Source organism: Pelagicoccus sp. SDUM812003 (assembly GCF_031127815.1).
Taxonomy (GTDB): domain Bacteria; phylum Verrucomicrobiota; class Verrucomicrobiia; order Opitutales; family Opitutaceae; genus Pelagicoccus.
In genome coordinates this window covers 150,922-165,332 of the sequence record NZ_JARXHY010000008.1, presented here as the reverse complement: position 1 = coordinate 165,332, position 14,411 = coordinate 150,922, and the positions used below count along the sequence as shown (strand labels likewise).

The 14,411-nt window shown below is 60.2% G+C and carries 8 protein-coding genes; 2 read left to right on the top strand and 6 right to left on the bottom strand.

Annotated elements, in window-relative coordinates; genetic code table 11:
• Positions 1–123 precede the first annotated feature (123 nt).
• The gene (locus tag QEH54_RS12820) at positions 124–1,524 is read left to right on the top strand and encodes a hypothetical protein (RefSeq protein WP_309019082.1); all 1,401 of its coding nucleotides are present in this window, start codon (positions 124–126) and stop codon (positions 1,522–1,524) included.
• Between the two features lie 91 nt (positions 1,525–1,615).
• Here the strand turns inward: QEH54_RS12820 and QEH54_RS12815 are convergent, their stop codons facing one another.
• The 6 genes from QEH54_RS12815 to QEH54_RS12790 all read right to left on the bottom strand — a co-directional run bounded on the left by QEH54_RS12815 (position 1,616) and on the right by QEH54_RS12790 (position 10,702).
• Entirely contained in the window at positions 1,616–3,181 is a 1,566-nt protein-coding gene (locus QEH54_RS12815; RefSeq protein ID WP_309019081.1) for a methyl-accepting chemotaxis protein, read from the bottom strand.
• 272 nt (positions 3,182–3,453) lie between these two features.
• The gene (pyk, locus tag QEH54_RS12810; protein WP_309019080.1) at positions 3,454–4,914 is read right to left on the bottom strand and encodes a pyruvate kinase; all 1,461 of its coding nucleotides are present in this window, start codon (positions 4,912–4,914) and stop codon (positions 3,454–3,456) included.
• 134 nt (positions 4,915–5,048) lie between these two features.
• Positions 5,049–5,840: an MBL fold metallo-hydrolase gene (locus tag QEH54_RS12805; protein ID WP_309019079.1), complete on the bottom strand. Its 792-nt coding sequence runs from the start codon at positions 5,838–5,840 to the stop codon at positions 5,049–5,051.
• Positions 5,841–5,979: 139 nt separating this feature from the next.
• Complete coding sequence (locus QEH54_RS12800) at positions 5,980–7,416, bottom strand: ATP-binding cassette domain-containing protein (RefSeq protein ID WP_309019078.1); 1,437 nt, start codon at positions 7,414–7,416, stop codon at positions 5,980–5,982.
• 52 nt (positions 7,417–7,468) lie between these two features.
• The gene (locus tag QEH54_RS12795; RefSeq protein WP_309019077.1) at positions 7,469–8,200 is read right to left on the bottom strand and encodes a CPBP family intramembrane glutamic endopeptidase; all 732 of its coding nucleotides are present in this window, start codon (positions 8,198–8,200) and stop codon (positions 7,469–7,471) included.
• Positions 8,201–8,239: 39 nt separating this feature from the next.
• Entirely contained in the window at positions 8,240–10,702 is a 2,463-nt protein-coding gene (locus tag QEH54_RS12790) for a hypothetical protein (RefSeq protein ID WP_309019076.1), read from the bottom strand.
• Positions 10,703–10,794: 92 nt separating this feature from the next.
• On the opposite strand from QEH54_RS12790, the gene QEH54_RS12785 reads away from it, so the two are divergent.
• Positions 10,795–14,409, top strand: coding sequence for an FG-GAP-like repeat-containing protein (locus tag QEH54_RS12785; RefSeq protein WP_309019075.1), 3,615 nt, complete (start codon positions 10,795–10,797; stop codon positions 14,407–14,409).
• The last annotated feature ends 2 nt before the right edge of the window (positions 14,410–14,411 follow it).

Sequence of the window (14,411 nt, the reverse complement as noted above, 5' to 3'; positions counted from 1 at the left end):
CAGCTAAGGCGAGGCGAAAGCCGCCATCTATCGCGGCGATGCGCAGCATATTGCTTGAACGAACGGGGGAAATGCGAAGAGTGGGGGGACGCGAAGCCTTAAGGCTCTGTCTGCGCTGATCTTATGCGTCATCCTCCGCTCATCAGCTCCTCCGGCAAGAATCCGTTTTATCGCACGAAACGGCGCGATTACGTCTTGCCGTTTCTCGCCGCAGCATTGGTGCTGGTGGGCAGCTTCCGTCTGGTGTCCTTCGCCGATCTCAGCGACGCGGACAATGTATCCAAATTTCAGATCAGCTTCGGCTTCATCGCTCTGGGCTACCTGCTCTCCTGGCATTTCGCCAAGCGCCTGATCTGGCTGATGCTGCTGGTTTCCCTGGTGGCGCGCATCGCGGTCTCGCCCATCGAATCGGGGGATACATTGAATCGCCGGCTGTGGGACAGCCGGATCTTCGCGGCGGAGCACAACCCCTATGAGCTGGCGCCCTCCGACGAGCGTCTGGAGGCCTATCGCGACGCGAATTGGGAAGGGCTCACCGACAGGGATAAAACCAGCTCCTACCTGCCGGGCATGCTTTGGTTCTACAGCGCCATGGACACCCTAGGCGATCCTTCGAAGTGGATGAAATCGGTGCTCATCGTGGCCGATCTGCTTTTGTGTCTGCTGTTCGCCCTGCGCTTCGGGGCGGATCGAGCGACGCTCTACGCCTGGAATCCGCTGGTGATTTATCTGGTCGGCGGGCTGGGAGTGGATGCTCCGATCTACCTGCTGCCTTTGGTCGGCGGCTACTTGATCTGGGATTTCTGGATCGATCAGAAGGGAGGAGTCTCGGTGATCAGCGCCTCCGGAGGCATCGGCAGCGCCATCGGCCAGATGGTGTGCGTCTCCGCCCTGCTGATGGGAATCGGCGTATCCATGAATCTGATCGCTTTGCCCATTCTGCTCTGGGTGGTGTGGCATGTATTGCGGCGAAGCGGCATCCGAGCGGGGCTGGTGACCTTGGTCTTTGGCCTGAGCCCTCTGGTGCTCTCCCTGATGTGGGCGTCCATCTCGCTCAATCTCGATTTGAGCAGCGTGATCCCGCCAGAGTTTCAACTCTCCGATCGCGGCGTCTCCCTGATACCTGGAATCCTCAGCTTTCTCTTTCCGAGCTCCTTGTCGCACGGCCTCTGGTACTTGACGCTACTCGGGCTAGGGGCGCTGCTGATGATTCATCGCTGCGAAAGCATCGAGCGGTTTTCGTCCTTCTATCTGATTTGGATGATCGCTTTGGCGACGGCGGTTTTTCCTTGGACCATCTTGCTTTTGGCCATCGTAGGCGTGGGGCATGGCAACTACGTCTTCCGAATCGGAAGCTTGTCGTACTTCGCCTACTTCAGCGTGTATCGAGTTCTTGGCGACACGGGTTCGTGGGAGGTGCCATGGACGGTGCAGGCGCTGGTTTGGATTCCTCTGCTGCTGGCCGCGCTCCACTACACCATCGGCAGCCGACACCGGGACGGTTTCTACGTGCACCATTTCTAGTCGGGCTCCGTGAAGCTCGGACTCGAGCCCTTATTGGGAGAGGGGGGGCAGGCTAGGCAGCCCCCCGCTCGGCAATGGGATGCTAAGCCGACTAGGAGCGTGAAAAGTCCATAAAGCCCTCGCTCTCTTCAGCGAATGCGGGAACCAGCTCTGGGCGCGGCGAGGCGTTGCGGGCTGGCGGCCTGGCGGCGCCTGTCTCTGAGGCGGCTCGGTCGATATTGACGATGGTGAGCAGTTCCCTGACGGAATCCCGGACCATGGCGGCCTGGGCGGTCAACTCCTCCGCAGAGCTGGCGCATTGCTCGGCGCTGGCCGCGTTGGATTGGGTGACCTTTTCCATCTGGCTGATCGCGTGGGTGACCTGGCTGATACCCGAGGTTTGCGAGTCGGTCGCCTCTGCCACTTCGGCCGCCAGGTCGGTGAGTCCATGCACCTTTTCCAGAATTTCGTCGAGGCTTTCGGCGACCTGCTGGCTGCGTTCCACACCGATGGTGGTGCTGCGGATCGACGATTCGATGCGCTGGGCGGTTTCCTGGGCCGCTTTGGCGCTGCGGCCGGCGAGGTTGCGCACTTCCTCCGCCACGACCGAGAAACCCGCCCCGTGCTCTCCCGCCCGAGCGGCTTCCACAGCGGCATTGAGGGCGAGAATATTGGTTTGGAAGGCGATCTCGTCGATGGTTTTGATGATGGTAGAGATATCGGAGCTGGAGCTCTTGATCTCGTTCATGGCGTCGATCATGCCTTTCATGTCGGTGGCCCCTTTCTGAGCGACGTCCCCGACCTGTTTGGCCAAGACGCTGGTGTCGGCTGCTCGCTTGCCGTTTTGGGCGGTCATTTGTGAAATCTGCTGGATCGAGGCGGACGTTTCCTCCAAGGAAGCAGCCTGCTCGCTGGTGTTGTTGGCGACCTCTTGACTTGTCGATGACACCTGCTGGGCAGCTGAGCTGCTTCCCTGAGCCGCAGACATCAATTCGGTGGAGACACGCTGAACGCCAGAGATAAGCGTCACGGTCGAACGGGTGACCCAGAAGGTAAGCCCAAGGCCGGCGGCCGAGCCGACGGCGAGCAGCCAGATCGCGAGGTGTTTGCTTTGCTGGTAGTGCTCGAAGGAAATCTGGTATTCGCGTTCCGCTTCCGCGAGCTGGAGATCGACCAGCTCGGTGATCTTGGTCGTGACCGGGTCGATGATGGCGTAGAGCGGACCGTCGAACTGATCGAGCTGGCCCTTCACCGATCCGGAGCGCGATGCCAGAAAGTCCTGAAACCGGTCCATGGCGCGGTCCGCAGGGGCGAAGAGCTGCTTCGTTTCGGCGACCAGCCGTTTTTCCTTCTCTGTCATTTCGGTCGAAAGGTAGGCGTCCCAGGTTTCGTCGATGCGGGCTTCGGCTCGTTGAAGATCCGCGAGGGCCTGTTCGGCGGTGTAGATCCCGCAGTTGGCTTTGTTGGCCGCGTCGATGACGAAGACCGCATAATCGTCGGAGATCGTTTTCAACTGCTTGAGCGGGACCACGCGGTCGTTGTACACGCGCTTCAGCCCAGCGTTGCTCTCGCTGTGGGATCGGATGCCCAAAATGCCGATGACCGCGGCAACGGCGGTCATGGTCAGCGTGGGGATGGTGAATTTCGCGGCGCTTTTTACTGATTTTAGAAGGTTCATGCCGCCTCCCCACTACGGAATGCGAGGTGCCGCCCTTTAGACCGGACCTGCAAATCGAGGGCTTTTTTCTAAAAACGTCCCCGACCTGGCTTGGTTTCGCAATGTCTTATTAATAAACGTAATGCATATCAGTAGGTGGAGCGATGCGTGAGGTATTGGCCTTCCTCGACACTCGGCGTGGGATTGAGGCGTTCGCCCATGAAAAAGGGGACTCCGATATGGAGTCCCCTTCGCGCTAAAGGCGTTATTCGAACGGCCTAGCAGTCGCGTTCCTACATGTCGCTCACCGTGCGCAGCTGGATGCTGTCGATGACGCGATCCGCGGCCAGGATGTCGGAGACCATGACCACCTTGTCGCCGGGGCGCAGGTAGTCCTTCTTGAGCAGGGTCTTGATGGCTCGAGTGACGGTGGCTTCCGGCTCGGTGCAGAAGACCATCTGGAAGGGCACGACGCCGTGATGGAGGCGGAGGTGCTTGATGGTGTCTTCCGAGTTCGAGAAGGCGAAGATAGGCGAGCGAAGCGGGCGCAGGGCGGAGACGCCGCGCGCCATGGCGCCGCTGCGGGTGAAGCAGATGATGGCCACGGCGCTCAGCTCGTTGGCCATGACCACCGCGGAGTGCTGGATCTTGGCTTTGTCGGAGTTGAGGGTGAGGTGGTGGGCGAAACCGGTTTTCTGTCCGTTGTGGTCGACCTCGCGGGCGATCTTGCTGATGGCCTCCACGCACTGTTCCGGGTACTTGCCGATGGTGGTTTCGCCGGAAAGCATCACGCAGTCCGCTTCTTCCAGCACCGCGTTCGCCACGTCCGATACTTCGGCGCGGGTCGGCATGGGGCTGTTGATCATGGACTCCAGCATGTGAGTGGCGATGATGACCGGCTTGCCGAGGGTGAGGCAGGACTTGACCGCCTTGCGCTGGATGGTGGGCAGGGTCTCGAAGGGGCATTCGATGCCGAGGTCGCCACGAGCGACCATGAGGCCGTCGCACTCCTGGATGATGGAGTAGAGGTTGGTGATGGCGGACTGGTCTTCGATCTTGGCGATGATGCGGGCCTTGTGGCCGTCGTTTTCATCGAGATAGTCGCGCAGGATTTCCAAGTCCGCGGCTTCGCGAACGAAGGAAAGCGCGTAGAAGTCCACGCCCTCTTCGATGCCCACGTCGACGTCGCCGCGGTCCTTGTCGGTGAGGGCCGGCAGGTTGACCTTCACGCCCGGCAGGTTGATGTGGCGGCGGCTGGTGAGCTCGCCCGGGATGGTGACCTTGCAACGAATGCGGGCCTCCTGCTTCTCGAGCACCTCGAGGCGGATCAGGCCGTTGTCCACCAGGACGATGGAGCCCACGTCGATGTCGTTGACCAGGTTGGCGTAGTTCACGTCTACGGAGCGAATTTCCTCGCCTCCGCTCTCGCCTGGCGCGTTGCCGGGCTTGACCGTGAAGTCGAAGATCTCGCCTGGCTTGAGCTCGATGGGGGTCTCGACGTCGCCGGTGCGGATCTCAGGCCCCTTTACGTCCATCATGATCGGGATGTGTCGATCGATCTTGTCGCCGATCTTGCGGATGCGGCGCACTACGGTGCGGACGTAGTCGTGGTCGGCGTGGGCCATGTTGATGCGACAGATGTCGACGCAATGCTCGCCGATGAGTTTCTTGAGCATTTCTTCGCTATCGGTCGCGGGACCGATAGTGAAGATGATTTTCGTGCGACGTGGAATGCGGTGTGAATCCAGAAACATGCGCGTATTCGTTTAGGAGGAGATGGGTTCTGTAGGTGGAAGGCTGCGACTCGCCGCGCCGTTTGGCAAGCGATGGGCCGTAGCGTTTAGGTTAACCTTGCTCATGGTGAGCATGGATTGCGCCCGCCGAGCCGCTACACGGCGGCCAAAGCGGACCCGTGACCCGAGAGGATCGTTTCTATAGCGAAAGGGACCGATCCGCGGAGGTCCGCGAATGTGTTGTCGACCGCTTCAACGCTGTTACAATCACTGCTCAGATGCGCCAGGAAAACGCGGCTCCACCTCGGTTGGGAGATGGAGGCGAGCAGATCCTTTGCGGCGGAGTTGGACAGGTGTCCGTGACGCCCGCTGATGCGTTGCTTGAGGGCCCAAGGTCGTCTTGGGTCGTCCTCCAGCATCTGCGGGTCGTAGTTTGACTCTACCACTAGGGTATCAACATCCTGGATGCGCTGGGCGATGGTCTGCGGCGCGAAGCCGAGGTCCGTCACCCAAGCCATTCGCTTTATGGGCGAAAACAGATCGTCGCCCCGGCCAGTAGTGAATTTCAGTCCTACTGGATCGTGGGCGTCGTGTGGGATGGAAAAGCTCTCAATTGTCAGGTCGCGGTATTCGAACTGGGATCCCGTCTGGAAGAGCATCCATTCGGGACGGCATTTGAGCTTTGGTTGGATGGCTTTGGCAGTGAGCGGATTGGCGAAGACTTTCGGGCCAAATTTCTTGGCGAAAGTGGAGATGCCCGCGATGTGGTCGTGATGCTCGTGAGTGACGAAGATGGCGTCGATCTCCTCGGGGCGAACGTCGCGTTCTTCCAGCATGCCGCATAGGCGTCGGCAGCTGAAGCCCGCGTCGACCAGCACCTTGCAGTTTTCCGTGACGAGCAAGCCGGCGTTGCCGGAACTTGAGCTGCCTAGGATGGAGAACTGCATGGTCATGGTTGGCGGCGAGGATGGAGGGAAGCGGACAAATGAAAATGAAAAAAATCGAGGAATCTTACGGTTAAGCGAGTTGTGTGCGGGAATTAAGCAGGCAGATGTTTTTCAGTAAAGGGAGACGCTAGGGTGACGTTCAAGCCGGAGGCTTTGCCTGACGGACCAGATAGCGGCTTCTCCCGCTCGCGTCGGGATGGAAGCGCAGGTGTTGGCGGAAGAGCGAGAGCCGCTCGTCCTCCCGGTGGCTGACGAAGAGCAAAGTGGTCTGCTTCAGCTCTGCCAGCCGCTCCAGGCAGCGTAGGGTGTGGCTGCGGTTGCGAGCGTCCAAGCCTAGCGTGGGTTCGTCCAGAATCAGCAGCGGCGGGGCTTTCGCCAAGGCTCGGGCGATGAGGGCGAGGCGTTGCTGCCCGAACGATAGGTTGCGAAACGGCTTAGCGGCAAATGCGGCCAGATCGAAGAAACGCAGCCATTGTTCCGTCAAGGAAAGCTGTCTCGAGCTGGGTTGCTGGTACAGGCCGATGCTGTCGAAGTAGCCGGAGAGAACCACCGTCCTGACGCTGGCGCTGACTCGGTAGTCGCGATGCAGGGCGGGCGAGACGATGCCGATGTGCCGCTTGATGTCCCAGATGCTCTCGCCGCTGCCCCTTCGGTGCCCGAAAACGGTGAGGTCGTTGACGTAGCATTGGGGATGATCGCCTGTGACCAGGGAGAGCAAGGTGGACTTTCCGCAGCCGTTCGGACCGGTGATCAGCGTGTGCTCGCCTTGGCGCAGCGTCCAGTCGAGTCCTTCGAATTGAACGGTGTCTGAATAGGCGACGCGACCGTTTCGCAGGCTGACGAGGATCGGTGGGATGTCGCGGCTCGGCGTCCCATCCTCTGGAGCAGCGGTCGCGGTTTCGTTTTCTGAAAACAGCTTGCGGATGTCCGAGCTTGCCAGCAAGGGCTTGGAGTCTCCCGTCGCCACGATGCGACCAGCCTGTAAAACTGCGAGGCGGCTGATCCACGAAGGCACTTCCGATAGGGCGTTTACGAAGAGCAGCAGGGCCTGCCCGGATAGGCTGAGATTCTTGAGAAACCCATCCAGCGTTTGGCGACTTTCCGCGTCAAGGCTCTCGAAAGGCTCGTCGAGGATCAGCAGGTCCGGTTCGGCGAGAATCGCCTTGAGCAGCGTGATCCGCCGCAATTCGCCACTGGAAAACTGTCGGCAGCCGCGCTCGAGCAGCTCGACCAGGCCGAACTGCTTGGCGGCTCGCTCTATCGTCTCTTCCGCGGCTCCGCTTTCGAGCAGCAATTCGCGACCGGTGGTTCCATAGTCGATGCGATCGAGGAAGTCGGTATCGTCGTTGGCCAGCTCGGCTTCGAAATCTCTTTGCAGGGATTCGAAGGAAAGCAGCCGGACGCGCGGTGGCCGATCGAGGATGGAACCGCTTTCAGGTTCTCGCTCCGCTGCGATCAGTTCCGCCAACAGAGACTTCCCGGATGCGTTCGGCCCGAGGATGCAGCTTGGCTGATCGAGCGCAATATCGAGCGAATCGACAAGCAGCGGTCCGTATCTGATGTCGCGCAGGGTCACGCCACGCAGTTTGATTGCGTGGCGTGGCCTGTCGAGATCGCAGCAAGCTTCGCTACCAAAGAACTGCGAAAATGAAGGTGTTCATGCATAGATTGAAAGCGGCGTGCCCCGCGATTGCAGGCAGGATGCTGCCGCTTCGTTTTCGCAGGTACGCGAAGAGAAACGCCACCCCAGCCATTAGCAGGACCCAAAGGGCGCCAGAGAGCGGGAGCAGGGAGAACTGGCCGCCGGAATATGTCAGACCGTGGTGAAATAGATGTATCAATCCGAAGAATACGCACTCGATGGCGGTGCTAAGGGAATCGCTCATCTTTTCTTCCAAGGTGGTCTGCAGCACGCCGCGAAAGAAGATCTCCTCGCCCAGCGGGCTAAAGAAAATGGCGGGCAAGGTGAACATCAGGTGCAGCTGCAGCAGGGAAAAGCCGCTGGTATCCACCATGCCGCGATAGCTGTTGGCGATGGTGACGTACCAGTTATTCGTTCCGATACCAAAGAGAGCGTATCCAAAAACTCCGCACAAAAAAGCCGCTAAGCCGCCAAACAAAAGCGCGCTCAGGTAGTGGCTCTTCTTTTCGCTGCCACGCAGGCCGCAACGCCGCCGTCCCTCCGGGCCTAGCAGGACCCAAGGTAGAGCCATCATGATTATAAAACTGAGCGGCAAGATGGGACGCAGGTAGCCCGGCCCGTTCATGCCGAAGCCCCGGGCGAGGCTGAAGAGAATGGAGAAGACGATCATCAAAGGGATCGCCAAGCGAGCGATGGGGGCTCGGTAGAGTTGGGACATTTGAGGAGCTTTGTTCTTTGGGGAAGTCCAGGGCTCGCGCTAGTTTTCGAATCGAGCTCGGGCTTCGGGGCTGAGCAACTCGAGGGCGAGGGCCTTGGTCTCTTCGTCGGGAAACGGGAGCTGGAAGGCCTTGCTCAAGGCGACGAGGCCGGCGAGGTTGAGCGGGCTGAGGGATTTGATTTCAGCTGTATCGATGTTTTCGAGACAGCGTTCGATCTGGGTTTTGGCGAGCTCGGTCTCCTTATCTCTTAAGAGTAGCGAGGCGATGGTGATGTGTCGGTTTGCCGGCAGGTCACGGGCAGCTCTGCGAGAAAGGTAGGGGATGAGCGTTTCCATGGACTCCGCAAACGCCTGAGTATTCCCCAGAGCGTAGTCGATGTAGGCGGTGGCGGCCAGGGCGTGCACGCTGCGTGGGTAGTCGGCCAGGGTTTTTCGAATTTCCTCAGCCAGAGGCAGCTGTCGCTGCTCCACAAAGTGATCGGCCAGGCGGCTGAGAGCTTCATCTTCGTCGAGGACCGGACCGCGCTCGAAGGCCTGCAGCGAAAAGCCCTTCAGGCCATCGGTTTGAGGAATCTCATAACTCATGGGGGCCAGCCATGCCGGAATGTCCCAGGCATACAGGGCGTTGGCGAAGGTCGCCGGGGGCAGCTCTTGGTGGTCGGCCAGCCCGGAGCCGAGGCGGATCAGCTTTTGCATCATCAAATCCCAACGCGGGACCACCACGTGAGTGACTTCGCGACTATCCAGCAAGATGGAGACCTCCTGTTCCGAGTCGGCGGCGGCGATGCGGACCGCGGCGGAGAAACCCTCTTCGTTTCGCTCGTCCGCGGAGGTCAGGGAGCGAAATCCTCCGTAGTACCCCATGGCCCCCGAGAAGATGGGAGTGGAGAAAACGGTGACCGTCTCGCTCTGGGCCCGCTTGGCAAGCCAATGAGAGAAGTCGCGGGCGATCAGAGCTTGGGCGATGGCCGGGCTCGGGTTTTCCAGTTCCGATTTTTGAAACGGTTTGGGCAAGGCGACCAGCAGCCCCGGGGCAACGAGCAGGCATAGCAGCAGCGGTTTCCAGACGAAGGATCGCCGCGAGGAGCTTTGCGGGGCGCAGAGCAGGGCCAGGGCGGCGATGACGAAGGCATCGAAGAGGTTCCACCAGCGCAGCTGAAGGAAGGAGAGCAGGAAAGTGAAAAGCAAAGGGATGAAAACCAGCAGCAGACGGCCTCGTTTTTCCCGCGTGGAGGAGGAGAGGAAAAACTGCAGGAATAGCACGCCCATCAGTAGGCAAGGCAGCAAGGTGGCGAGTCGGGCGCTCGGTTCGGCCTTGGAGAGCCAGACGCTGAGATTGGCCCCCAAGCCGCCCGCAGGGTGGTTGGCGATCTGGCGGGCGTAGAAATCGTCGGCCAGCAAGGCGCCGCTTTCCGTGATAACGCCCCAGAGCGGCCAGGCCAGAAGGGCTGCCAGTCCTGAGGCCCCGAGGATCCAGAAGGAGCGAGTGAGGGCGGGTTTTCCGTTTTTGAAAAAGGACGAGCAAGCTGCCAGCAGCTCCGCCGCTCCCCACCAAGCTGCCGCGTGAATGGGGTGGACCGCGTCCAAATCGAAAGGAAAGCCCTCCGGGGCGAACGCGAAAAGGCTGGCCAGCAAGGTGAATCCGCTGCCGATGCGCCCCCAGAGCCGCCAGTTGACTGGCGGGGTTGCCGCGGAGTCGCCGCGGTTTCCACTGGTCAGCTCGAAGAGAGCTGCCCCAGTCAGGATCGCGATCAGTGTAGGACCTTGGCTGGTGGCGTCGTTCCAAAAGGCCAGTCCGCCAAAGAGGGCGGAGAGGACCAGTGGGAGCGATTTTTCCGGGCGCAGCACGGCGATGAAAAGGCAGAGGGCGAAGCCCAGCGAAAGGGCCCAGGCGAGGCTGTGTTGATCGGGCGAGCCCGCTTGGAAGGCGGCGCTGAAAGGAAACAGACAGATGCCCGCCAGGGAAACCGCGATGGCCGAGCTCGAGCCCAGGTAGCGGGCGCAAAGCGTGGCGGTCCCCACCAGCAGCAGAGCCAGCAGAAGCGGGTCGGCGTAGAGGCTGGCTTGCTCGATGGAGTAGCCCAGCGACTGGCCGGTGAGCAGGTGATGCAAGCGGCCCACCGAAAGCAGGTACCAGCGATAGGGGGAGGTGCGAATGAGGGGACGCTGCTCCGGGGCGGAGTCGTAGCCGATCTGCTTGAAGCGCAGGCCTCCCTCGCGAGCGGCCAGTTGGGTTTCCGTGATCCACCAGAAGCTCGGGTTGTGATGGCCGGGGATGATGAGCTGGCGCTGGCCGTTTTCGAAACCGGTGAGGCTGCTCGGATCGAGCTCGGGGGCATCGGTGGACCAGCTAGGCAGGTCCGAGAAGGCTTGCACGCGCTCGATGCCGCGCTGAGTGGAGAGCCAGAGCAGGCCCAAGGCGGCGAGCAGGGCGACCCACCAGAGGTGACGAAGCCATGGCGGCGAGGCGGGAAAATCGGGGTGGTTTTCAGGTGCGGACATAGGCGAGAAAGCGGGAGGAAAACGTGTAACTGAGGGGCATGCGTTCTCCTTGACTTGACCCAGTGGGGAGGTTTCAGTCCGAGGCGTTTTCTATGGGAAATTCAAGACTGTCCCTGGTCGTCGGCAAGGCGAGAAAGAATACCCCGCGCATATCTAAAATTCTGATACTGAGCCTGTTGATGCTGCCGATTTTGAGCGGCCTTGGCCTGCGGGGGCAAGAGCGGGAACGGAAGCCATTTGTTCAACGTTCAATCCCGCAGGGCGATACGCTTTTCACCGAGTTGGATGCGGAGCGTACTGGGATCCAAACTACAAATCGCTACGACGATCCGCGCATGTGGGGCGACCTGCATAGCGAGTACAACGTGGGGGCAATCGGCAGCGGCGTGGCCATCGGCGATTACGATAGCGACGGTAGGCCAGATGTCTTTGTGGTAAGTAAACTGGAGTCGGGCCGCTTGTTTCGAAATCTGGGGGATTGGCGCTTCGAGGACGTGACCGAAGCGGCTGGCTTGCTGGATGAAAGCAGGGTCTGGAAGCAAGGGGCGTCTTGGGTCGATGTGGACAACGACGGCTGGCTCGACCTCTACCTCTGCCGCTTCGACGCTCCGAATCAGCTGTTCATGAATCAGGGCGACGGGACTTTTCGGGAGGAGGCACGAGAGCGAGGCCTGGCGGTGGTCAGCGCCAGCGGGGCGGGCTGTTTCGCCGACTACGACCGCGATGGCTGGCTGGATGTTTATCTGCAAACCAACATCAAGAGCGCCGTGGAAAGCATCGAAGGGGAGCGCGACTATCTCTTTCGCAACAACGGGGATGGCACCTTCACCGATGTCACGGAGGCGGCGGGGATTTCGCTGCAGCCCACGCAGGGGCACTCCGCCACCTGGTGGGATCAGAATGAGGATGGCTGGCTGGATATCTACACCGCCAACGATTTCGCGGTGGCGGACTTTCTGTATCGAAACAATGGGGACGGGACGTTCACTAACGTGATCGACGAGGCCCTGCCGCACACGCCGTTTTCCGCTATGGGCTCGGATATCGGAGATATCGACAACGATGGCGATATGGATTTTTTCGTGGCGGATATGGCGGGCAGCGATTGGGAATTTTCTCAGCGTGGTTTGACCGATTCGCGTCGGCGCATGGAGGACGAGTACAACGATGATCCCCACACCGCGGTGCAGGTGCACCACAACATTCTGTTTTTGAATACAGGCACGGAACGCAGTCTCGATGTGGCCTATCTGGCAGGTTTAGAGGGTACGGATTGGACCTGGTCGCCGCGTTTCGAGGATTTGAACTGCGATGGTCGAGTGGATCTTTTCGTCACCAACGGGATGGATCGGGAACACAACAATCTGGACTTCATCGTGAAGAAGCTCAGCGCGGTGAATGTGATGTCGCGCATTCGCATCACCAAGCTTATGCCGCTTCTGGCCCAGCGTAACCTGGCGTATGAGAACCTTGGAGACATGAGATTCGAGGAAGTCGGAGCGAAGTGGGGGCTGGATAAGCTCGGGGTGAGCTTCGGCTCGGCCTTGGGCGACTTGGATGGCGATGGGGATCTGGATATCGTTTTCGTGAACTATCAGCAGGGAGCCACCGTGCTGCGAAACGACAGCCAGGCGGGGCGACGACTGGCGGTGGAGCTGCGAGGCAAAGATTCGAACCAATTCGGGATTGGGGCCAAGGTCGAGTTGAAAAGCGGCTCCGGCATTCAGACCAGACGCTTGCTCGGCACCCGCGGCTATCTTTCCACCAACGAAGCCATGGCTCAATTCGCCTTGGGTGAAGGAGAAGAGCTGGAGTGGGTGCGCGTGACTTGGCCAAACGGGCGACAGCAGCGTATCGAAGGACTGGAGACGGGCTTCCGCTATCGCATCGATGAACCGGACTGGTCGGAGCAGGAAGAGACTGCGTCTAGCGAACCGCAGACGACGCTCTTTCGTGAAGCGAGCGCAGAGTTAGGCTTGGATGTCGTTCAGAGAGAAGAGGAGCGAGAGGGCACCGTTTCCCAAGCTCTGATGCCGCGTCGCTTCAATCGCCGCGGCCCAGGGATAGCGATGGGCGATCTGGATGGCGATGGAGTGGATGAGATCGTCATCGGGGCCACGTCTATCGATGGGGCGAAAATCATGCGTCGGGAAGACGGCGTGTATCGAGAGTTGGATACAGGGGATCTTGGCGAAGCTCCTCCGATCAACGACGGCCCGCCGCTCATCTTCGATGCGAATGCAGACGGACTCAACGATCTGCTTTTCACCGGCGGCGGCGCTGCTCTGCCAGCGGAGGAACCCGAGTACGAGCCCCGCTTGTGGCTAAACCAAGGCGGACTGCGTTTCGCTCGGGCTCCAGAAGGTTATTTGCCCTCGGCTCCGCTTTCGGCGGGCGCTGCGGTAGCGGCGGATTTCGATCGCGATGGGAAGCTCGATCTCTTTCTAGGCGGACGTCTGTATCCAGGCTACTACCCTGAGCCCTGTTTTAGCGCTTTGATGATTCAAGGGGAAAACGGATTCGAGGACGCGACCGGCGATTGGTCGGAGGACTTTTTCGAGCTCGGTTTGGTGAGCTCGGCCCTGGCCAGCGACGTGGATGGAGATGGCTGGCTCGACCTGCTGGTGGCGTTGGAGTGGGGCCAGGTGCGATGCTATCGAAACGAGGAAGGGCAGCGATTTGTCGATGTATCCGAAGAGTGGGGATACGCCCAGGCGGGAACGGGCTTATGGACTTCGATCGCTGGAACGGACTTCAATGGCGACGGGCGCATTGACTATGCGGTGGGTAACCAGGGACTGAATACGATTTACCAAGGGTCGGAGGCTTTCCCTATGCGGCTGTATTACGGAAAGTTTTCTCGTGGCAGCGAGCGGCAGCTAATTCTCGCCTTCGAGCAGGAAGGACGCTACGCGCTGGTGGCCAGTCGGGATCAGCTGGCGGCCAAGATCCCAGAGGTGAAAACGCGTTTCCCTTCCAACGACGCCTTCGCCGCGGCGAGTCTGGAGGACGTCTTCGGTAGCGACGCTTTGGAGGCAGCCGAGCTCTACCAAGCCAGCGAATTGCGCAGTGGGGTCTTCCTCAGCCAATCAGCTGGTGGATACGCGTTTTCTCCTTTGCCTCGCTTGGCTCAAATCTCGCCCATCCAGGGATTGGTGGCGGAAGACTTCGATGGGGATGGGCATGAGGACCTAGCGATGGTCATGAACGACTTTTCGGCCATCGCTCCCATGGGCAGGTTCGATAGCGGACTGGGCCTGGTCTTGCTCGGCGATGGACGAGGCGGCTTCGCTGAGCAATCGATCTCCCAGAGCGGCTGGTCGGTGAGCGGGGACGCCAAATCCCTTGCGGTGGCGGATTTCGATGGGGACGCCGCTCCGGATACCGTGGTCACTCGAAACAAGGATCGGACGCTGGCGTTTACCAATCAGGTATCCAAGAACATGATACGGGTGGCTGTGCGTTTGGAAGGAAAGGCGGGCAATCCTAGCGGAATCGGTGCTCGATTGATTCTAACTTCGCAAAGTGCGCCGACTCAGATGCGTGAGATTCGATGCGGTGGTGGAATGTCCAGTCAATCGACCGCCTCCGCGTTCTTTGCTTTGCCCGAAGGAATTGCTGGGGAGCTAACCGTGCTTTGGAGCTCTGGGGAGAGGGCGAGGGTCGATGTTGATCCGGATTCTGGATACATCGTGGTGAACGAGTGATC

Excerpts from the sequence above, each read along its gene's own strand:
- QEH54_RS12785 (WP_309019075.1), top strand. The coding sequence starts at position 10,795 with ATGGGAAATTCAAGACTGTCCCTGGTCGTCGGCAAGGCGAGAAAGAAT.
- pyk (WP_309019080.1), bottom strand. The coding sequence starts at position 4,914 with ATGTTTCTGGATTCACACCGCATTCCACGTCGCACGAAAATCATCTTC.
- QEH54_RS12790 (WP_309019076.1), bottom strand. The coding sequence starts at position 10,702 with ATGTCCGCACCTGAAAACCACCCCGATTTTCCCGCCTCGCCGCCATGG.
- QEH54_RS12805 (WP_309019079.1), bottom strand. The coding sequence starts at position 5,840 with ATGCAGTTCTCCATCCTAGGCAGCTCAAGTTCCGGCAACGCCGGCTTG.
- QEH54_RS12795 (WP_309019077.1), bottom strand. The coding sequence starts at position 8,200 with ATGTCCCAACTCTACCGAGCCCCCATCGCTCGCTTGGCGATCCCTTTG.
- QEH54_RS12815 (WP_309019081.1), bottom strand. The coding sequence starts at position 3,181 with ATGAACCTTCTAAAATCAGTAAAAAGCGCCGCGAAATTCACCATCCCC.
- QEH54_RS12820 (WP_309019082.1), top strand. The coding sequence starts at position 124 with ATGCGTCATCCTCCGCTCATCAGCTCCTCCGGCAAGAATCCGTTTTAT.